This window comes from Clostridium sp. D53t1_180928_C8 (assembly GCF_015667795.1).
Taxonomy (GTDB): domain Bacteria; phylum Bacillota; class Clostridia; order Clostridiales; family Clostridiaceae; genus Clostridium.
Genome location: NZ_JADPEL010000010.1, coordinates 38,196 through 60,064, shown reverse-complemented (window position 1 = coordinate 60,064; position 21,869 = coordinate 38,196). Strand labels below are relative to the sequence as shown.

Sequence of the window (21,869 nt, the reverse complement as noted above, 5' to 3'; positions counted from 1 at the left end):
TTGATTGATATAGTTATAGATGAATTAAATTATCATTAAAAAGTAAATAATAATAATGAAAAGAGGTGTAGAAAATGGAGAAAAAATTATTATATATAAGTGTTAATTCGAAGCCAGAAGAATTATCAGCATCTAAGACTGTAGCCAGAAGTTTTATAAATAGTTTTTTAGAAAAATATAATGATTTTAAGGTTGAAGAGGTAGACTTATATAAAGAGCATATACCAAGATTAGAATATCAATATTTCCAAGATAGAAATTGTGTTATTAGTGAAGAAGATGCAAAAAAATTACCAGAAAAGGATCAAAGGGAAATAAGAAAAATAAGAGAATTATGTGATCAATTTATAAGTGCAGAAATGTATGTAATAGCAGCACCCATGTGGAGTTTATCATTTCCAGCACCTTTAAAAGAATATATAGACTGCATAGTTCAAACAGATAAAACAATTTCTTTAGAAAAAGGTAAAAAGCCGAAGGGATTATTAAATGATAAAAAAAGAGCATTAGTGTATATAGAATCTTCAGGTGGTAATATACCTTGGGTATTAGATCCTATAATGGATAAGGGAGAAAATTATATAGCTAAGATAATGAAAGTTATTGGAATTAAACATATTCAAGAGCTTAAGGTAGATGGTACAGGGACAACTGAAGAAGAAAGAAAAAATGCTATAAATAAAGCAAAGGAAAAAATTGAGTCGGTGTTAGTTGGAATAGATTTAGAGTAGTTAATTATATAAGTTAAATATAATATTAATATATTGAACTGAAGCCTTTAAAACAGTAGGTTTCAGTTCGCTTTTTAGGTAAATAAAAACTCCCTAAGGAGTTAATAAGAAAAGTCTATTTAGATGCCGGTTCCCATTTGCAACGAACTGGAGAGATGATAGCTTCTTCTTTTTTTAATTCTTTAAACGCCTTGTCTATATCTTTACGATCAAGTCCTGATAATTTTTCAACGTCACCTGCGCTAACTGGTTTTCCGGCTTCTCTCATAACATTTAAAATAGTTTCTTTAATATTCATTAAGATATCCTCCTTTAATAATAATTATTATATAATATTATATATTTATTATTAACATAAATCAATAATTATAATCAATATAAAAAGCAAAGTTAATATATTTTGATAATTTTAAATCAGATAAATTTATCAAAATATATTTGCAAATATTAAAATTGTGATTTATAATGTGAAAGGAAAAATAACGCGTATAATTGTTCAGCGTGAGATCAAGGGATTGATCTCACGCTTATTTTTTTGTCTTTATTTTTCAAAATATTATAAAAAAAGAGGAGTTTAATTATGGACTTTTACATGAAATTACCTAGAAATAATAAGGAGACAGCAATTTTTATTGTAATAATATCAATTATATCTGTTAATATAATTGCACCATTAATTACTTGTTTTGAAATTGGATTTAGTATTGCAGTATGGGTAGATGTATTAAAGGTATTACCATTAATATGGACAAGTGTTGTTGTACTTGTTTTGCTTACATTTAAACCAGCTGAGATAATGACTGAAAAGATTGTAAAAAGGGATGATAGCTTTAATGCTCATATTATAGTTAATACTATATGTACTGTATTTTTAATGTCTATATTTTTAACCGTTATAGGAAGCTGGATTGGAATGAGAAATATTAGTATGGAACCAATTAGAATGTTTTTCTATAAATGGCCAAGAAACTTTGCAATTGCATTTGCAGTTGAAATTTTAATAGCTCAACCTATAGCAAGGTTTGTTATGATAAAGATACATTCCATTAATGATAACAAGAAAAAAGATTATAATGAAAAATAGCTCAATAAATATATAAGTACAAAAAATAGTAGTAATTCATAAAAAGTTACTACTATTTTTATAAAAATAAATATATTATTTTTTACTAGCTGTTTTTTTAGTTCTGAACATTAAATGTTTTAGTGCATCCCAATTAAAAGGAATTAATGGATAAAGATAGCTTTCTCCTGTAAGTGTTTTAGTTGAAGCAACTACTGCTATACTTATAATTATACCAATAACAAATCCCCAAGTACCAAAAAGTCCGGTAGTAACAAGTAATAATAATCTAACAAATTTTAGTGCAAATGTTAGTTCTACACTTGGTTGAACAAAGCTTGAAAGAGCAACAATTGCCATATATAATATACTTTGAGGAATAAACCAGCCTGATTGAACTGCATAGTCACCTAAGATTAAGCCACCTATAATTGACAAGGATGTTCCAAAAACATTAGGTGTATTTAAAGAGGCTAGCTTAAGACCATCAATTGCAAATTCACCAATAATAAACTGCAAAAATAATGGTATTGTATATGGATCCTTAGGTAATAAGAAACTAAGGGGACCAATAAGCCAATTAGGATTATCAGTTAGTAGTACATATACTGGTGTTAAAAATAAATTTACTAAAAGTACTATAGCTCTAATTAATTTTTGATAGTTGCCAGTAAATACAGGCATATAATAATCATCTATAGATTGAATAAAATCAAAAATATTTGAAGGGAAAATTAAAGCTGACGGCATATTATCTATTAAAATAACAACGCTTCCTTCAATTATTTGAGCAGCAGCAACATCAGGTCTTTCAGTAAATCGTACCTTAGGTAATGGGTTAAGCCAACTAGAAGAGTTTAATAACTCTATTAAGCTTTGATCTCCTAAAGTCAATGATTTGACCTTTAAGTTATCAATCATATCTCTAATTTTGCTTAGTGTATCTTCTTTGACAGTGCCAGCTAAGAAGCCAATGGCAATATCAGTTTTTGAAATACTTCCTATATTATGCATTTCAAAAGTAAGATGAGGATCACGAATTCTTCTTCTAATTAATGCTGTATTAAAAACAATTGTTTCAACAAAACCATCATGAGAACCCCTAAGAACTTTTTCCTTTTCAGGTTCTTCTACTCCTCTTGCAGGATAGGTTCTATAATCTAAAATTACTGCTTCATTAAAATTTTCACATAACATAGCAGTTTGCCCACAAAGAATAGCGGTAATAATGTTACCAATATCATTATCAGTGGAAGCTTCGATTGAGGATAAAGCTTTTTCTATTAGTTCATTAGCTGTTTTTATACTAGTAAAATCTTTTTCACTTAGATTATAAATATCTCTACGAACATATTCCATATTAGTATCTTTTACAAAACCATCAAGAAAATAAAAGTAATATTTATGATTATGAATCTCTATGATTCTTTCAATTACATCAAAGCTCTTACCTAAATTCAATTCTTCCCTTAGCTTTTTAACATTAAAATTAATATCATTAGTTAACTTCATATTTATCTCCTTTGTATAATAATTACACTATATATGTTTTGCTATTTTTTCTATAATATACAAAATTAAAATAAATAGTATTTTATGGTATTGATTTTAGAAACGGAGTAAGAGGTATTATATTGTTATGAAGTTTGGAAAATAGAAATATAAATTTTTATGTGAAGGTTATACAAGAGTAAAATGATTATTGATTTATTTTTCTATAAAGAAAGTTAAATACTTTTGGATTAAAAAAGTAATAATATGGTAAAATAAAAATATAAAAGAGAGGGGGAAAGAAAATGAAAAAAATATTTATATTTTTAGCAATTACTTTTTTAGCTACATGGACTTTAGCATTTGTATTAATGGCAAATGGAGGATATAGTAATTCACTTACTACAGCTATACTTAGTTTATGTATGTTAGTACCTGCAATTTCAGTAATTATTACTACATTAATTACTAAAGATAAGTTTAAAGATGTATGGATTAAACCAAATTTGAAAGGGAATATAAAATATTATATCTTAGCTTGGTTTTTACCAGCAATATTAATAGTATTAGGAGCAATATTATATTATTGTATATATCCTTCTAATTTTGATGCAAATATGACTTTAATGATTAATATATTTAAAGGGCAAACAGCAGATTTAGGGCAAGTAATTACTGATGAACAAATAAAAATGACATTATATATTCAAATAGTAACAGCATTATTATTAGCACCAGTATTAAATATAATTACTACAATGGGAGAAGAGTTAGGGTGGAGAGGATATTTGCTTCCAAATTTATGTAAAAAATATTCGCCTTTTATTGCAACAATAGCTACAGGATTAATATGAGGAATATGGCATGCTCCATTAATAGCTATGGGGCATAATTATGGATTAGGATATAAATTTGCTCCGTGGGGAGGAATACTTGCAATGATAATATTTTGCATTTTTGTAGGTAGCTTTTTATCTTATATAACATTAAAAGTGAAAAGTTCAATACCAGCTGCAATTGCTCATGGAATGATAAATGGTTTTGCAAGTGTAAGCACATTATTTTTATCTGTTAATAATAATACAAACCCATTTATTGGTCCTCTACCAGTAGGTATAATAGGGGGATGTGGTTTTATTATTGTAGGGATTATTTGTTTTATATTAATAAAAAAAGAATCTTTAATAAAATGTTTATCAGTAAAAGAAATATATAAATAAACAAATATTTGCAATAAAATAGGTTAAATTATTATAATTAACAAAAAAGTAATTAAATGTTCATCAGGAGGATAATTTTAGCAAGTAAAATAATAAATGATACAGAAGATATAAATAGGAGTTGAGTTTATTATGGAAAAGAAATTTTTTGTGGGAAGATTTGAAGATAAAGTAATGATTGTTACTGGTGGGGCTAGAGGAATCGGAAAAGCTACAGCAATAAGAGCTGCCAAAGAAGGAGCTAAGGTTGTAGTTGTTGATAGATTAAAATCAGAAGGCGAAGAAACTTTACAGTCTATAATTGATAATGGTGGAGATGCTATATTTTTAAATTTAGATTTATCTATTGAAGAAAATTGTGAAACTATGGTGAGGGAAACTATTTCAAAGTATGGTAAGTTAGATATTGCTATAAATAATGCGGGCGTTATGGGGAATCCAAGTCCAGTACATGAATTACCAAAAGAAAATATGGATTATACAATGGCAAATAATTTTTATAGTGTTTATTTCTGTTGTAAACATGAAATTAATAAATTTATAGAACAAAACAATGGTGGAGTAATAGTAAATAATGCATCAATTGCCGGATTAACAGGGTTACCAGGAAATGCTGCATATGTGGCATCAAAACATGCTGTAAATGGATTAACAAAAAATTTAGCTTTAGATTATTCAAAGTTTAATATAAGAATTAACTCTGTTAATCCTGCAGGAACTGATACTCCTATGGTTAGAGAAGCGTTTGCCTTTGTTAAAGCTAGAATGGCAGAAGCAATAGCTAATGGTATGGATCCAGCACAATCACAATCTATGGCAGGACAAAAAACAAAAACTATTCAACAAAGACAAGCAACAGCAGAAGAGCAAGCTGCATCTATATTATTTTTAGCTTCAGATGACTCAACACATATGACTGGAGCAACAGTACAAACAGATGGTGGATGGACATCATTTTAGGAGAGTATATATTATAGTAAAAAACGTAACTGATGTTACGTTTTTTTGTTTTAAAGTTGATTTTAAGAGGATAAGATTATAAAATTAATTTTAAATATAAGTATATAATAAATTAAAGAAGGGAGATATATTAGTTTTTTATGCTAATATAATTAGAGATTATGATAAAATGGGGAATTATAGCACCAGGAACTATTGCCAATGCTTTTGCAAAGGAGATAGATAATACTAAGAATGGAAAGCTTGTTGCAGTATATGGTAGAAATCAAGAAAGAACTAAAAGTTTTTCAGAAAAATATAATATACAAAAGTATTATACTGATATAGATAAATTTTTAAATGATGATAATATAGAGGCGGTATATATAGCTACACCACATAATTATCATGTGGAATATGCTAAAAAGTGTATTGAGGCAAAGAAGCATATATTATGTGAAAAACCATTTTCATATAATTATGAAACTAGTAAAGAAGTATTAGATTTAGCAAAGAAAAATAATGTGTTTATAATGGAAGCATTATGGACTTTGTTTTTACCAGCAATTAATCAAGTAAAAACATGGATAGAAGAAAATAGAATAGGAAAAGTAAAGTTAATAACAGCAAATTTTGGATTCAGTAGTAAAGAAGATATTAATTCAAGGTTATATAATCCAAGCTTAGCAGGAGGAGCATTATTAGATGTTGGTATATATCCAATATTATTTTCAAATTTTATAACTAATGATATGCCTAAAGAAATAAAAGCAACAGCAATAATGACTAAAACTAATGTAGATGATACTGATATTATTAATTTTAGATATGAAGATGGAACATTGGCATCATTAACATGTTCTATTAAAGCTGATACTGATAATACAGCTATTATTTATGGTGAACAAGGAAAAATCGTAATACCAAACTTTTGGATGGCAAAGGAAGCTATGTTATATAGTAATAACAAGGAAGAAAAATTTGAAGATAATTATAATGAAGCTGGATATAAGCATGAGATTATAGAAGCTAATGAATGCATACTTTGTAATAGGTTAGAAAGCAATATAGCATCGCATGATTTTACTTTAAACTTAGAGGTAATAATGGATGAAATTAGAAAGCAAATAGGATTAATATATCCATTTGAGTAAGAAAAAGATATGAAAAATTAATGAGCAAAAAAATACTATTGCCAATATAAGATTATTTGGCAATAGTATTTTTTATAATTTCAATTATATCTAATAGAACAAGATCAATTCTATTATTAGCATTAATAATAAAATCTGATTTATATTTATAATTCATAATATGTAAATTAGTAGTTCTTGTTATTAATGATTTAATATCATCATTTCTAAAATTCATTCTTTTTTCCATAACATCTACAGGAACATCTAGATAAATAGTAATTGCTTGAGAATTTAATAGTTCTTTCATTTTAATAGCACCTTTATCATCTAAAACAATAATTGAATTTCCAAGAGTTAAAGAATTTTTTATAGATTCTAAACAAGTACCATAGTAATTTCCAAAGTTTTCAACATACTCTAGAAAATCTCCATTGATAATTTTTCTTTCAAAAGTATCTCTATTATAAAAATAATAATCAATTCCATGAGTTTCTTTTTCTCGTGGACTTCTTGAGGTAGAAGTAATAATTTTATTAAAGGGAGAAGTTTTTAAAGTGTTAGCAATTATATTTAAATTTTCTAACATTGATAATCTATCAGAATCATTAACTACATCAATTAGATTTTTTAAGATAGAAATATCTTTATGTACTAAAAAGTTGGATATTAAAGTTTTTCCTGCAGCCGATGGCCCAACTAATACAAATAATTTATTCATAATAAGCACCTTTTTTATTTTTATAGTATCTGATTTGTATATTATAGCATGTTTCAAATACATAGTGAAAATTATATTAATATTACTTGTAAAGTGTAGCTAAAAGGAATTATGTATAAAGTTATAAATTACTTTGTGGATTCTTTAAGTAAATCACGAATTTCCGATAATAATTGAATGTTTTGTGGAATAGTTTTTTCTTCTACTTCTTTATGGATATTTATTTTATTTTCTATTTTAGCAACTAATTTAATAGCTAAAAATATAGATAAAGATATGATTAGAAAATCAGCTACGTTTTGAATAAATAATCCTATATTTAATGTTATGGCACTAGTATTTTTAGTAGCCTCAACTAGGGTTATTTTATATTCTGCAAAATTTATTCCACCAGTTAAAAAACCTATTATAGGCATAATTATATCAGTAACTAAAGAGGAAACAATTTTATTAAAGGCTCCTCCAATAACTACACCTATAGCAAGGTTGAAAATATTACCTTTTAGAGCAAAGCTCTTAAATTCGTTTAAAAATTTCTTCATAATGTATACCTCCATAAATATTTATATATTTAGTAGCAGAGTTTATTATAATATAAATTAAAGATAAATAATAATATTTAAAAAGGAGAATTCTAATGTGAATTCTCCTTATATTTAAAAGTAGTATTAAAAGCTATTTTAATATATTATTATTTAATTTTAAAGAGGTAAACTTATATTAAAGCAACTTTTACATGGATATAAATTAAAACATCCTGTATTAACATATTTATCTACTTCATTATTTAGGTTGCTAAATAATAAATAATAATTACCTGGATCTATATCTATAAAAAAATATCTACCTAGTGAATCAGTTAGTGTTCTACTTATACATATACCATCATAATTATATAAATCAACTATTACATTTTCCATTCCTTTTTCACAAGCTTCCTTGCATCTATTTTTATTACAGTCATACCACACAATTCCTTTAATACAACACAAGCAATTGGTATTTCTACAACTATGCTTACAATTTTTTACTTTACCTGGTACATATGATTTATGGTGGGAGTGTGGTCTGCCAGGTATAGTTGGAATAGGGTGTTTATCTGGTATACTAGGAGTAGGGTGTTTATCTGGTATACTAGGAGCAGTATTAAGAGGTATTTTGCAATTAACATTAGGTAAGCAGCCATTAAAAGGAAAGTTATGAAGTTCTGTATGATTATTAGAATCTCCATCATTAGGCATAAAGGATTTAACTATAACATTTCCTTGTATATTTCCATTAACTGCTTTCAATTCAGCAAATGGTGCAAGTAAGCTACCTTGTAAGCTTATAGTAGACATAGTTATAGATGTAGCTTCATAGAAGTTCCATAATATTTTTCTAATTTGTGAATTAGAAGGTGCAACACCTTCTTTTAATAAATTACATCCTGTTATATCGCTAGGCGGTAATATATTTGGTACAGAAGTATTCCTAAGTATACTATAATTACCAAATTTTATATCAGTACCTGAAATGTTTAATATATTAGTAGAGTCTTCTGGAGTCAAAATAGTTAAACTAGATATACTATTTAATGAATTTCCAGAACTGCCAACTATATTAGGGGGATCTGCTATAAAATTAGCATTAAATTTGAAAATATTAATATCTGATGAGTTTCCTATTAAGAATATATTTCCAAAGCAGTTTAAGATTAATGTGTCTCCTAAACTATTTTCCTTAAATAAATTTTTGGATAAACATTGTGCATATTCATAGATTTTAGTGAAATCAATCGGTAAGGTAGATTTTCGTATAGGCTGATAATTTAAATAAGCATTAGGATAACTAACATCTGTAACATTATATTGAGTTGTAGGCAACATTACTGTGTTACCAGCAAAATTAGTTCCACCATTCCATGTTAAATTTCCCTTAACAATTAGAGTTGAATCAGTTCCTTTTGGAGGCAATGGTGAGATGTTTTTTCCGATTCCAAAGTTAGTTAGTGTTGCATTGCCTCCTATGGCACCTCTTCCTTGCCAATCTACATCAGATTGTACAACATCGCCTATTGTAAATAAGTTATATTCATCAAATGGACTAAAACTTTGACATTTATTATTATTTATATTAGATACTATTGACATAAAACTATCTCCTTTTAATATTTTTTCATTTGTTTAAATATATTATACAATATGTATTTTTTTATATATTTGTGATTGGCTTTGTTTAGGTCAATACAATACATTAATAAAAAAAGGAGCTATATCATATTAAATACTTTAATTAAATATGAATATAGCTCTTTTTACATATTAAACTTATTAAATTTTTATTAGTTTTCAATTTCTAATGGAGTTAATTTTAAATTATTTCTTCTATTATCAAGGGGGTTATTATTTATGTGTTCTATTTTATGATTTTCTATAACTGAGATAATAATATCCTCAAGATGAATTCTTCCTTCAGGAGTATTAGCTACTACAGAAATTTTATTATGAGTTTTATGAAGTACCCAGCTATATTTATCATTGATAACGGAACTTAAGTCTTCGTGAGAAATAAATGCAACTCCTTCTTTTTTGCCATACTTATCTTTTAAAACAATTGAAATAACACCATCTTTTTCTTCGTATTCATTGATAGCATTTTGATTAAAAATTTCTAAATTACATTTTCTATTATCTAATGTATCACCATTAATATATCTTATTGGCGCTTTAGGATTTACATTTAAGATGACACTTTGAAGACTTTGTTTTAATGGTTTAGATTTTTTATTTTTCTTTGTTGAGCTTATATTTTGAACAATATAATCATTATAGTCTTTATTCCATTCAGCGAACCAAGTTCCCATGTTAGTTATGGTTTCTAAGTTTTCTGAATCAATTGTGGTAATAAGTTCAGTTCCATCTTTTTTTAAAATTGTTATATAAGCAACATTATCCTTAATTTCATAATAATTTCCTATATTGTTAGTATTTTTATTCAATTTCAACACCTCATTAATTCATTTTGATTAAAGTCACATAAGTATAGCAAAGTATTGGAAAAAAAGCAAAAGTAAAAATCATAGTTAAAGTAATTAGCGTATTTTTAATGAGTTTACGAAATGTTGATATAATATAATAAATGTAATAAAATGGAAAAGAATAAAGGTGAAGAGAGTTTAAAAGAATAATGGAGGATATGGTTAATGAAAAATGCTTTATTGGTATTTAAAAGAGATGTAAAAAGTATTATTAGAAATCCAATTGCTATAATAATTATTTTAGGTATTTGTATTATTCCATCATTATATGCTTGGGTAAATATAAAAGCATGTTGGGATACATATAAGAATACTAGTACTATTCCTATTGCAATTGTTAATAATGATAGGGGTGGAAAGATAAATAATAAAGAAATAAATGTAGGTAGAGATGTAGTTAAAGAGCTAAAAGAAAATAAGAAAATAGGATGGAAATTTGTTAGTGAGAAGGAAGCTAATTTAGGATTAGTAGATGGTACTTATTATGCTATGATTCAAATACCAGAAGATTTTTCTAGGGATTTAACAAGTATTATATCAGGGAATATAGTAAAGCCAGAAATAATATATAAGGTACAAACAAAATCTAATCCAGTAGCTGTTAAGATTGCAGGTGCAGCTAAAACTAGTTTAATAGATGAAGTAACCTCAAAATTTATAGAAACAGTAAATAAAACAATATTTTCAACTGCAAATGAAATTGGATATAAAGTTAACGAAAACAAGGATAAAATAATAAAGCTAAAAGATTCCATAATTCTTTTAGATGAAAATATGGATTTAGTATTAAGTGCATTAGATGGAGCTAATAGTACTTCAATAAATATTAGTGATTTCTTAAAGGAAATTGAAAGCATCTTACCACAATTAAGTAGTGGATTAGAAGAAGCCATTAATATAAATAACAATACAGTAATTTCAGTAGAAAATTCAAAGAATATATTAAATAATACTATTAATAATATAGAACTTAATTTAGGAATTATTAATGATGCTAATGAAAGGATACAAACTCAATTAGAAGTTTTACAGAATAATTCAGAAAATAAATTATTAAATGAGGTAAAATCAACATTAAATGAAATAAGTAAAACAATAATTACTATAAATAAATCCATAAGTAGCACGATTAGTTTTTTAGAGAAAATAAATAGTAATGTACAAAATGTTGAAGTATCAAATATGATAGTATCCTTAAATAATTTACAAAGTAAATTAAAAAATCAGCAAGAAGAAATAGATAATCTCCAACAAAATATTACTACAATACATGAAGATTTATCATTAATATTAATTGATCCAATAAATAATTTTATAAATATAAATGATAGTATTATTTCAGAAATGCAACATTATAACTATGAGGTTAAGCCACAGTTAAATAATATAGTTAATAGTTTAATTACTTCAATTGATGATGCTAATTATGTAATAAATGAATCTAATGGGCTAATAAATCAAATTAATAATTTCATTAATATATCAAGTGAAGGTAGTAAATTAACGTCAGAAATGACTAAAAAGATGTCAGAAAGTTTACTAGAGTTTAAAGAGCCTATACATGTATTAAGTGAAAAATTTAAGCTTGTTGAAAATAATGATTTAGTTACTATAGTTTCAATTTTACAGAGCAATCCAAGTTTTATGGGAGATTTTATAGCTGAACCATTTAATATAGTAGATGAACCAATATATGAAATTCCAAACTATGGTTCAGCAATGGCGCCAGTTTATACTGTGTTAGCATTATGGGTGGGGGGATTAATGCTAACGGCAATATTAAAAACAGAAGTTGCTGATTTTAAAGGGAGTGAGAACCTTACAATAAGGCAAAAATATTTTGGCAAAATGATTACTTTTGTTGTTTTAGCTCTTATTCAAGGATTAATTGTATCAGTTGGAAATAAAGTAATATTAAAGGTTTATACAGTAAATACTTTATTAATGATATTATTTGCTTTAGTAAGCTCTTTTACATTTTCAATAATTATTTATACATTAGTAGCAACCTTTGGAAATGTAGGAAAGGCGTTATCAATAATATTTATGATAATTCAATTAGCAGGAAGTGGTGGAACATATCCTATTCAAGTTGACCCTATGATATTTAGAATACTTCAACCATTTTTTCCATTTACCTATAGTTTAGGTGGATTTAGAGAAGCTATTGCAGGACCGTTAGCATCAAGCGTAATTATTGATTTTGTAGTTTTAGGTGCAATAGCTATATTATTTATATTATTTGGCTATTATTTAAAAGAACCACTACATCCAATGGTTAGTAAGTTTGAGAGAAAATTTAAAGAGTCTGGAATTGCAGAAGCGGAAGAGTAGGTGAAGTATATGAAAAAAGTATTTAATATTTTTAAAATAGATATAAAAAATTTAATAAAAAGTCCTGTAGCTATTTTTATTGTAGTAGGACTTTGTATACTTCCATCTTTGTATGCATGGATAAATATCAAAGCTTGTTGGGATCCATACGCTAATACTGGAAATTTACCAATAGTTGTTGTAAATAATGATGAAGGTAAGGAGTTAAATGGAGAATATATTAATGTTGGGGATGAAGTAGTTAATAATTTGAAAGAAAATAAATCTATAGGATGGGTATTTAAGGATGAATGGCAAGCTAATGATGGGTTAAATAGAGGAGAGTATTATGCATTAATAGAAATACCGGAAAATTTTACTGAAGGATTAATAAGTATAACTACAACATCACCAAGAAAACCACAAATTATATATAAGGCAAATGAAAAAGCAAATGCTATTGCTACAAAAATAACAGATGTTGCTAAGGAAAGTGTTGTTAGAGAAATAAAAACAAATTTCGTAGATACAGTTAATAAAACAGCAATAAAAGCGATAAAAGAATTAGCTGAAAACTTACAGATAAATAAATCACAAATATTAAGTTTAAAAGAAACTATGGTTTCAACAACAATAGATTTAGATAATGTTTCTCAATATATGACCAATGCAGCAGAGGAGTCCAAGAATTTTCAAGATTATTTAAAAAAAATACAAAATGATTTACCTAAAATAACAGATGAAATAAGTAATTTGCAAAATGTTATTGAAGTTACAAAAAACATAACTGAATATACTAATAATATGATTAATTTAACAGCTAATAATATGGACACAGATATAATAAAGATACAAACTACTAATAATGATATAAAAAGTTTAATAAGTAAAATTGAGCAGGATATTAAAAATAATAATAATGAAGATATGTTAAAGTATTTAAATAAAATTACTAATTTAAATAATAAGGTAAGAGCTTTCTTAGAAGAAGATATCAAGTTATTACAAACTATTTATAATTTTACTAATAGTGATATAATTCTAGCACAAATTAATTTTTTAATAGCTATTGAAAATGAAATAATAAATAGAGGAGATATTGTAGAAGATTTAATTATAGCTATAGAAAGTGGTGAAACAACTGAAAATATTATTATGCTTTTAGATATGGTATCAGAATCAGCAAATAATATATCTAATTATTTAACTGAAGCTTCTAACTACTATTACTCATGGGTTGTATCAGTATGTAATAACCTTACAGACAGTTTAAGCTTTAAATTAGACAGTGTTGATAATGTTTTAGAGAGCACAAAAGTTATAGTTCCAGAGCTTAAAGCAATATCTAATTTTATGATTAGTACTAATAGCTTATCCATTAAGGAAATTAATGAATTAAATAGTAAGCTGATTTCTTTAAATGATAAATTAAAAAGTTTAAATGATGAAACTAAGGGATTTACTAGTGAAAGTATAGATGAAATGATTGGCTTTATATTTAATAATCCAGATGATATAGCATCTTTTATTTCTTCACCTATACATTTGGAGGAAGAGGAAATTTATGATAGTGGAATATTTGGAGTTGGACTTACACCTTTTTATTCAGTATTAGCAATTTGGATTGGTGCATTATTAGCTTGTTGCTTATTATCTGTAGTTTGTGATGAAAAGATAAAGATAGAATTAAAAGCCAATATATTTCAAGATCATTTTGGAAAGTTATTACTCTTTTTGACTATTTCCTTAATTCAATCATTTATTATAGTTGCTGGAGATATATATATTCTTGGTGTTAAACCAGAAAATATGAAAATATTATTTTTATTTACTATAATAACCTCTATAACATTTACTACTATTATATTTACATTAGTTTCTATGTTTGGAAATGTGGGAAAAGCGATAACAGTAATAATGATGGTATTCCAGATAGCAGGGGCAGGAGGTATATATCCGATACAAACTAATCCTGAAATATTTGGAGTATTAGAGCCATTATGGCCATTTACTTATGCAATAAAGGGATTTAGGGAAGGAATATCAGGGGCTTTAAAGACACATGTTAAGTCATATGTATTAGCATTATTAGGATTTATATGTATATTTTTAGTTTTATCACTAGTTAAAAAGCCATTTCATAAGTTATCTAGTAAAATGGACCATAAGTTTAGAGAGAGTGGAATGTAATAATAAATAATAAAATACTTAATTTACAATATGTTCATAAAATTGAAGATAAAAATCATATCATGTATAATTATTCCTGGTAATAATAACATAGGAGGAATAATAATGTTAAGTAACTTTTTAGAAATAGCAATACCAGAAATTATTCATTTACTTGAGGCTATGGGAGTAATTATAATTTTTATAGGAGCTATTAAAGCATTTTGGAAGTATTTTTGTAACTTAATCAATAAGACAAACTATCCAATAAAGATTCAATTTGCAGAAGCATTAACTTTAGCTTTAGAATTTAAAATGGGGGCAGAGATATTAAAGACAGTGATAGTAAGATCGTTAGATGAAATGTATATATTAGCAGCTATAATTTTACTAAGGGCAATATTAGCCTTTGTAATTCATTGGGAAATAAAGGCTGAAGGGCACGTAAAAAAAGCTTAATAGTAAAATATTGAAAGTATTAACTAAGAAATGAGGAATTAGTAATGGCAAATAGTAAGAAACGTAAGAATAATACAAATAAGAAAACTAATAATAAAAAGGTTGTTAAAGAAGAAAAGAATATAAAAGTAAGTGGACCATTTATGAGTTTTATGACTAAAAAATGGGTGAGAGTAACTTTACATGTTATTACAGCAGCAATATGGATATTCTTCTTATCAGACTTTTTTACATTCAAACAATTAGGTACATTCCCTAATCCAATATTATCAATTTTAGCATTAGTTACATTAGTTTTAGAGGGAGCTGTTTCTAAAGCATTAAAAAGTAAATAAGTTTAGAAATTGTTAGATTTTAATAGTTAAAGAGAGTCAAAGTATTACGAAAGTTATATTTTGACTCTCTTTAATTATTTATTATTATTACGATATTTTTGAGGAGAAATTCCATTATATTTGCGAAATATTCTACAGTAATAACTAGTATCTTGGAAACCACAAGAATAAGCAATTTCTGAAATAGTTTTATTACTATTAATTAATAATTGTATACTTTGATTTATTCTAAAACTAAGCAGATATTGAAAAGGAGTCATTTTTAATGTTTTATTAAAAATTCTATTACAACTACTTTTACTAATATTTGCTGAATTTGCAATATCTAATAAGGTAATTGTTTCAGAATAATGCTCTTTAATATATAACATAATTTTCATTATGCTATAATTTTCGCTATTATTAGAGTTAATGGATTTATCACAAATGTAAGGTATGTTTTCAATAATGTCTATAAATACAGACTGTAGATAATGTTTAATTTGAAATTCACGGGATATATTTTGTGAACTTGCAGCATTATTTAATTTATGAATATTTAATAGACAGTTTTTTTCCCAAGTTATACTACTATGAAATATATAATAAGGGAAATTACTATTATGTATTATAGGAAGTATATATTTTGTTGATATTAAGCTTTCCATAGATTCACAAATTAGTTCAGGGGCAAATGCATAGCTATAGTAAATAGGCTTTTCATTTTTTAATGGTTTGACCTGATGAAGAGATTTTGAGTTAATAAAAATAGCTTCTCCTGGGTTTAGTATAAAAGTATCAGAACCTACAGAAAATTCAAGGTGACCAGATTCAACGTAAGTTAGTTCGAAGTCATTATGCCAATGCCAAGAAACTATTCCTCTATCTAATGATAGTGTAAGACGACATGAAATTAGTATTGGATAATCTTTAGTTCCGTGTTCAGTTAATTGTTTTAAGGTATGATCAGTTTCAATAAGTGATTTCTCCATAAATAGTCTCCTATAAAATATATAATATGAGAATATAATTATATAAAAAGAAGTTATATTCCTATAAAATTAAGTTAGAATGTTAATATAATTATATTAACATTTTGATTGTTTTTAGAAAATAAAAATATAATAATTAAGTGAAGAATTAGTTTGAAAGTGAGAGGATATTTATATGAATAACATAGAAAGAAGAGATTTAGAATTACCGTATATTTCTGATGAGATGGTATTTGAGGAGCAAAAAGTTACGAGAAAATTAATGCAAGCCTTTAATAATGCAGATCGTTCAGATTTTGATACCATTACTAAGATGGCAAAAGAATTACTAGGTAAAACGGGAAATGGAGTATTTATAAATCCACCATTTTTCTGTGATTATGGAAAGCATATTGAAGTAGGAGACAACTTTTTTGCTAATTATAATTGTACAATTATTGATGTAGCAAAAGTTAAGATAGGGAATAATGTAATGTTAGCTCCTAATGTTGCAATTTATACTGCAGGTCATCCTATTCATCCAGATTCAAGAAATTCAGCTTATGAATATGGGATTGGAATAACTATTGGCAATAATGTATGGATAGGTGGAAATGTTGTAATAACACCAGGAGTAACTATTGGGGATAATGTGGTTATTGGAGCTGGAAGTGTTGTTACACGTGATATCCCCGATAATGTAGTAGCAGCAGGAAATCCTTGCAGAGTAATTAAGGAAATTACTGAAGCTGATAGAAAATATTATTATAAAGATAGGGTGTTTGATGAAGAGGTTTGGGCTAATATAAATAATAAAAAATAATATAGTAAACTATAAGGCTAGCTTTATTTATTTGCATGAATTTAATTAAATAATGTTATAATTAATAATAAATGTTATAAAAGGTGATGATATTTTGAGAATAGGTAGTTCAGAATTAACAAGAAATATAGATAATTATTGTATAAATGAATTAAAGATTCCTTCAATAGTTCTTATGGAAAATGCAGCAATAAAGGTTGTTAAAAATATAGATTTTGAAAAGTTTAAATCATTTACCATAGTTTGTGGAACTGGAAATAATGGCGGAGATGGTCTTGCTGTAGCACGTCAGCTTTTTAGTATGAATATGCAGATTGATGTATTCATAGTTGGTAATCACTCTATGAGTAAAGATTGTAATGTAAATTATGATATATTAAAAAATATGGGGATAAATATTAATCATATTATTAAAAGTGAAGATATAAAGGCATTAAATGAAACTTTATGTAAAAATGATATGACTATTGATGCAATTTTTGGTATAGGATTAACTCGAAGGGTTGAAGGAATATATGAAGAAGTTATTAATATTATAAATGAAAAAAGTAAATCTATACTTGCAATAGATATACCTTCAGGAATGAAATGTGATAGTTGGGGGATTTTAGGAGTTGCAGTTGAAGCAGATATTACTATTTCATTTGAAACTTATAAAAAAGGATTTTTAGATTATGAAGGTGAGCAATATACAGGAAGTATAATAGTAGAAAAAATTGGGGTACCAGGTTATGTTGTTGATAAATTTCATTCTAAAGAATATTTAATTGAAATAGATTATATAAAAAGTATTATAAAAAAGAGAAAGAAATACGAACATAAAGGGGATTTTGGAAGAATAACTATTATGGCAGGAGCTGAAAGTTTTACAGGTGCAGCATATATTTCAACACAGGCAGCAGTAAGGAGTGGCGGTGGTCTTATTACACTTTGTACTAAGAAGTGTATATTAGATATTTTAAAAAGTAAATTAGTAGAAGCTATGACTATGTCATATGAAGATGATAGATTTGAAACTGTTATATTAAATAGTGATAGTATTGCAATGGGACCAGGTATGGGAAATGATGAATTTACTTTTAAACAGGTAATTAAAATTCTTTCTATGGAAGGATGTCCAGTAGTTCTTGATGCCGATGCCTTAAATGTACTTAAAGAAAATTTAGACTTATTAAAGAATAGTAAGAGAAAAATTATAATAACACCTCATATGGGAGAAATGTCTACGCTTACAGGTATTCCTATTAATGAATTAGTTGATAATAGAATAGCTATTGCAGTTGATTTTGCTAAGAAGTATGGGGTTATTGTATTGTTGAAGGGATATAATACTATAATAACTGATGGGAAAGAAGTTTATGTAAACCCAACTGGAAATAGTAAAATGGCATCTGGTGGAATGGGAGATGCACTTACAGGAATTATTGCTTCTTTTATAGGACAAGGATATGAACCTTTTAAAGCTGTAATATTAGGAGCATTTCTTCATGGTTATTGTGGAGATGTGTTATCAAAGGATATGTTTTGTGTTAATGCTTCTCATGTTATTGAAAACCTAACATATGCACTTGAAACTATATTAAATTAAAAAAAGTTTGGGGAATAGAATTAATTTCTAATTTATTATTAAATAATACTAATTAAAATAGTACGTATTAGCTATTTGATACGCAGCAAAAAGGTTAAGCATCGCTTGACCTTTTTTGATATTAGCTTGTGAATAATAATACAAAATAAAGAATGTTATTTATAATGGAAAAATATTAGTTTTTAGGCTAATATAAACTACAGAAATAATAAAAGAGGATATGTATAGAAAATTATTTAATAGGGTAAATGATTATAAGTGAAAGGTTAAAAAGTATGGATAATATAAAACTTAAAGAAGATATTAATCATGGGACAGTTAGATTTCCGTTAGCATGTTATAAATGGAAGAGGAATGGTACATTTCTTGTTAATTTTCATTGGCACGATGAAATGGAGCTAGTATATTTTAAAAAAGGAAAGTTTACTGTACATATTAATATGATGAAGTATGAAATAGAAGCTCCTGCCTTTATGTTTATTACATCTGGAGATACTCATTATATTATAGGGGAAGAGGTATGCGAAGAAAGTGCTTTAGTATTTGATTTAAAGATGCTTAGTTTTGAGTATTTTGATGGAATTCAATATGAAATTATTAGACCGTTAATTGAGCAGAAAATATATTTTCCACCATTAATTAATAATGATGATTCTATATGGAATGAGTTGGTAAATATATATAACAAAATAATAAAAGAAGCAGATAAGGAGGGTTTAACTAGATTTATTAGAGTTAAATCATATTTATATGAATTAATTGCACTTTTATATGAAAATAATAAGTTTAATTATTTAGAGAAGAAAGATAAAGCTAATGATTATAAGATAGATAATGTAAAGAAAGTTCTAAGGTATATCCATGATAATTATAAGCAAAAGATATATTTAGATGATATGTCCAAGCTACTTGGAATGAATACTCAATATTTTTGCAGGTATTTTAAGAAATTAGTTGGGAAGACACCTACAGAATATATAAATGATGTACGGATAGAAAAAGCTAAAGAGCTTTTGGCTGAAAGTGATGATAAGATTATAGATATTGCCATAGCTTGTGGATATGACAATATAGGATATTTTATTAAACGTTTTGAAGAGCAAAAGCATATGAGTCCTTCTCAATATAGAAAACAAATAAAAAGTCAAAATAGTGTAATGTTTTGTCAAAATTAAATAAGAAAACCTCTTTCTATGTATTTATAATGAAATTAATAAATGTGAAAGGGGTTTTTTATTATGGAAAAGAAATGGTGGCACAATAAAGTGGCATATCAAATATATCCAAAAAGTTTTTATGACACAAATGGAGATGGAATTGGAGATATTAGAGGTATTATAAATAAATTAGATTATTTAAAGAATTTAGGAATAGATATTATATGGATATCACCTATGTATAAATCACCTTTTGTAGATCAAGGTTATGATATATCTGATTATTATAGTATTGCAGAAGAATTTGGTACTATGGAAGAGTTTGATGAACTTTTAGTAGAGGCAAAAAAAAGAGATATGTATATATTAATGGATTTAGTAATAAATCACTGCTCAGATAAACATGAATGGTTCCAAAGGGCATTAGCAGATCCAGATGGAGAATATGCAGATTACTTCTATTTTAGAGAAGGGAAGGATGGAAATCCACCTAGTAATTATCGTTCTTATTTTGGGGGTAGCGTATGGGAGAAGATACCTGGTACTGAAAAGTATTATTTACATTTCTTTGCCAAGGAGCAACCAGATTTAAATTGGGAGAATCCAAAGGTTCGTGAAGAATTATATAAAATGATTAATTGGTGGCTAGATAAGGGACTAGCAGGCTTCCGTATTGATGCTATTATAAATATTAAAAAGGTTTTAGATTTTCCTAATTATGAAGCAGATGGAGATGATGGGCTTGTTCATGTTACTAAAATGGTAGAAGAAGCAGAAGGTGTAGGAGAGTTTCTTGAAGAATTAAAGCATGAAACCTTTGAAAAATATAATGCACTTACTGTTGGAGAAGTATTTAATATTACAAATGAAGAGTTAAAAGAATTTATAGGAGATAATGGACATTTTTCTACTATGTTTGATTTTGCAGCAACTTCACTAAAGTTTGATGAAGCAGCTTGGAGTATTGAAAAGGGAATGGATTTTTATAAGTGGAGAGATGCATTATTTAAATCTCAAATTGATACAGAAAAGATTGGATTTAAAGCTAATATTATAGAAAATCATGATGAACCAAGAGGTGCATCAACATACTTGCCAGAATATGCTCAAAATGAAGATGGTATAAAAATGATTGCAACAACTAGTGTTTTATTAAGAGGTCTTCCATTTATTTATCAAGGTCAAGAAATTGGTATGAGAAATTGTATGATGGAAAGTATTGATAAATATGATGATATTTCAACAATTAATTCTTATAATGAAGGAATAAAGAGTGGCATGAGTGAAAAAGAAGCTCTTTATATGTGTTATAGAATTAGCAGAGATAATGCAAGAACTCCAATGCAATGGAACTCTAGTAAAAATGCAGGATTTACAGATGGTAAACCATGGCTTAAAGTAAATCCAAATTATACAGATATAAATGTTGAAAATCAATTAGAAAATGAAAATTCAGTTTTAAGATACTATCAAAAGCTTATAGCTTTAAGAAAGTCTGAAGAATATAGTGATATTTTTACTAATGGACATTTTGAACCTGCTTATTTAGAAGAGCATAAAGTATTTGCTTATTATAGAAAGCTATATAATAAAAAGATATTAGTAGTTGCAAACTTTGGAGAAGCAGAAGTTTCATTAAACTTAGAGGAACACGGTGAAGTTATTTTATCTAACATGGATAAGGTAGGAGAAGTTGAAAATAAATTAGTAGTAAAATCTTGTGAAGTATATGTTATACATTTTTAAGAATATTTATTG

The 21,869-nt window shown here is 26.6% G+C and carries 21 protein-coding genes; 14 read left to right on the top strand and 7 right to left on the bottom strand.

Annotated features, from left to right (window positions below):
- Window positions 1–74 precede the first annotated feature (74 nt).
- Entirely contained in the window at window positions 75–731 is a 657-nt protein-coding gene (locus tag I4V51_RS08985) for an NAD(P)H-dependent oxidoreductase (RefSeq protein ID WP_195988099.1), read from the top strand.
- A gap of 115 nt (window positions 732–846) precedes the next feature.
- Here the strand turns inward: I4V51_RS08985 and I4V51_RS08980 are convergent, their stop codons facing one another.
- Entirely contained in the window at window positions 847–1,029 is a 183-nt protein-coding gene (locus I4V51_RS08980) for a transcriptional regulator (protein ID WP_195988098.1), read from the bottom strand.
- 282 nt (window positions 1,030–1,311) lie between these two features.
- Between I4V51_RS08980 and I4V51_RS08975 the strand changes: the two genes are divergently transcribed.
- Window positions 1,312–1,815, top strand: a complete 504-nt coding sequence (locus I4V51_RS08975; protein ID WP_195988097.1) for a hypothetical protein — start codon at window positions 1,312–1,314, stop codon at window positions 1,813–1,815.
- A gap of 75 nt (window positions 1,816–1,890) precedes the next feature.
- Here I4V51_RS08975 and I4V51_RS08970 read toward each other — a convergent pair whose 3' ends face one another.
- Window positions 1,891–3,306, bottom strand: coding sequence for a spore germination protein (locus I4V51_RS08970; protein WP_195988096.1), 1,416 nt, complete (start codon window positions 3,304–3,306; stop codon window positions 1,891–1,893).
- A gap of 284 nt (window positions 3,307–3,590) precedes the next feature.
- On the opposite strand from I4V51_RS08970, the gene I4V51_RS08965 reads away from it, so the two are divergent.
- From I4V51_RS08965 to I4V51_RS08950, 4 genes are all read left to right on the top strand, one after another.
- The gene (locus tag I4V51_RS08965) at window positions 3,591–4,139 is read left to right on the top strand and encodes a CPBP family intramembrane glutamic endopeptidase (RefSeq protein WP_195988095.1); all 549 of its coding nucleotides are present in this window, start codon (window positions 3,591–3,593) and stop codon (window positions 4,137–4,139) included.
- A gap of 84 nt (window positions 4,140–4,223) precedes the next feature.
- Window positions 4,224–4,505, top strand: coding sequence for a hypothetical protein (locus I4V51_RS08960; protein WP_195988094.1), 282 nt, complete (start codon window positions 4,224–4,226; stop codon window positions 4,503–4,505).
- Window positions 4,506–4,637: 132 nt separating this feature from the next.
- A complete protein-coding gene (locus tag I4V51_RS08955; RefSeq protein WP_195988093.1) occupies window positions 4,638–5,465 on the top strand; it encodes an SDR family NAD(P)-dependent oxidoreductase in 828 nt (275 codons plus the stop codon).
- 161 nt (window positions 5,466–5,626) lie between these two features.
- A complete protein-coding gene (locus I4V51_RS08950) occupies window positions 5,627–6,598 on the top strand; it encodes a Gfo/Idh/MocA family oxidoreductase (protein ID WP_195988092.1) in 972 nt (323 codons plus the stop codon).
- A gap of 52 nt (window positions 6,599–6,650) precedes the next feature.
- Here I4V51_RS08950 and I4V51_RS08945 read toward each other — a convergent pair whose 3' ends face one another.
- From I4V51_RS08945 to I4V51_RS08930, 4 genes are all read right to left on the bottom strand, one after another.
- Entirely contained in the window at window positions 6,651–7,298 is a 648-nt protein-coding gene (locus I4V51_RS08945) for a hypothetical protein (RefSeq protein WP_195988091.1), read from the bottom strand.
- A 128-nt stretch (window positions 7,299–7,426) separates the two neighbouring features.
- Window positions 7,427–7,840, bottom strand: coding sequence for a large-conductance mechanosensitive channel protein MscL (gene mscL / locus I4V51_RS08940; protein WP_195988090.1), 414 nt, complete (start codon window positions 7,838–7,840; stop codon window positions 7,427–7,429).
- Between the two features lie 159 nt (window positions 7,841–7,999).
- The gene (locus I4V51_RS08935) at window positions 8,000–9,430 is read right to left on the bottom strand and encodes a choice-of-anchor A family protein (protein WP_195988089.1); all 1,431 of its coding nucleotides are present in this window, start codon (window positions 9,428–9,430) and stop codon (window positions 8,000–8,002) included.
- Between the two features lie 191 nt (window positions 9,431–9,621).
- Entirely contained in the window at window positions 9,622–10,287 is a 666-nt protein-coding gene (locus I4V51_RS08930; protein ID WP_347708653.1) for a hypothetical protein, read from the bottom strand.
- A gap of 195 nt (window positions 10,288–10,482) precedes the next feature.
- On the opposite strand from I4V51_RS08930, the gene I4V51_RS08925 reads away from it, so the two are divergent.
- The 4 genes from I4V51_RS08925 to I4V51_RS08910 all read left to right on the top strand — a co-directional run bounded on the left by I4V51_RS08925 (window position 10,483) and on the right by I4V51_RS08910 (window position 15,593).
- A complete protein-coding gene (locus I4V51_RS08925) occupies window positions 10,483–12,651 on the top strand; it encodes a YhgE/Pip domain-containing protein (protein ID WP_195988088.1) in 2,169 nt (722 codons plus the stop codon).
- 9 nt (window positions 12,652–12,660) lie between these two features.
- A complete protein-coding gene (locus I4V51_RS08920) occupies window positions 12,661–14,820 on the top strand; it encodes a YhgE/Pip domain-containing protein (protein ID WP_195988087.1) in 2,160 nt (719 codons plus the stop codon).
- A gap of 105 nt (window positions 14,821–14,925) precedes the next feature.
- On the top strand, window positions 14,926–15,258 hold the full coding sequence (locus I4V51_RS08915; RefSeq protein ID WP_195988086.1) for a DUF1622 domain-containing protein: 333 nt from the start codon (window positions 14,926–14,928) through the stop codon (window positions 15,256–15,258).
- 44 nt (window positions 15,259–15,302) lie between these two features.
- A complete protein-coding gene (locus I4V51_RS08910; protein WP_195988085.1) occupies window positions 15,303–15,593 on the top strand; it encodes a hypothetical protein in 291 nt (96 codons plus the stop codon).
- A gap of 74 nt (window positions 15,594–15,667) precedes the next feature.
- On the opposite strand, the gene I4V51_RS08905 is transcribed toward I4V51_RS08910, so the two are convergent.
- Window positions 15,668–16,564: an AraC family transcriptional regulator gene (locus I4V51_RS08905; RefSeq protein ID WP_195988084.1), complete on the bottom strand. Its 897-nt coding sequence runs from the start codon at window positions 16,562–16,564 to the stop codon at window positions 15,668–15,670.
- Between the two features lie 175 nt (window positions 16,565–16,739).
- Here I4V51_RS08905 and I4V51_RS08900 point away from each other — a divergent pair, with 175 nt between their 5' ends.
- The 4 genes from I4V51_RS08900 to I4V51_RS08885 all read left to right on the top strand — a co-directional run bounded on the left by I4V51_RS08900 (window position 16,740) and on the right by I4V51_RS08885 (window position 21,857).
- A complete protein-coding gene (locus tag I4V51_RS08900; protein ID WP_195988083.1) occupies window positions 16,740–17,366 on the top strand; it encodes a sugar O-acetyltransferase in 627 nt (208 codons plus the stop codon).
- 94 nt (window positions 17,367–17,460) lie between these two features.
- The gene (locus I4V51_RS08895) at window positions 17,461–18,954 is read left to right on the top strand and encodes an NAD(P)H-hydrate dehydratase (RefSeq protein ID WP_195988082.1); all 1,494 of its coding nucleotides are present in this window, start codon (window positions 17,461–17,463) and stop codon (window positions 18,952–18,954) included.
- A 275-nt stretch (window positions 18,955–19,229) separates the two neighbouring features.
- The gene (locus I4V51_RS08890; protein WP_195988081.1) at window positions 19,230–20,129 is read left to right on the top strand and encodes a helix-turn-helix domain-containing protein; all 900 of its coding nucleotides are present in this window, start codon (window positions 19,230–19,232) and stop codon (window positions 20,127–20,129) included.
- A 63-nt stretch (window positions 20,130–20,192) separates the two neighbouring features.
- Window positions 20,193–21,857 carry an alpha-glucosidase gene (locus I4V51_RS08885; protein ID WP_195988080.1) on the top strand — a complete coding sequence of 555 codons (1,665 nt, stop codon included), beginning with the start codon at window positions 20,193–20,195 and terminating at the stop codon, window positions 21,855–21,857.
- Window positions 21,858–21,869 lie beyond the last annotated feature (12 nt).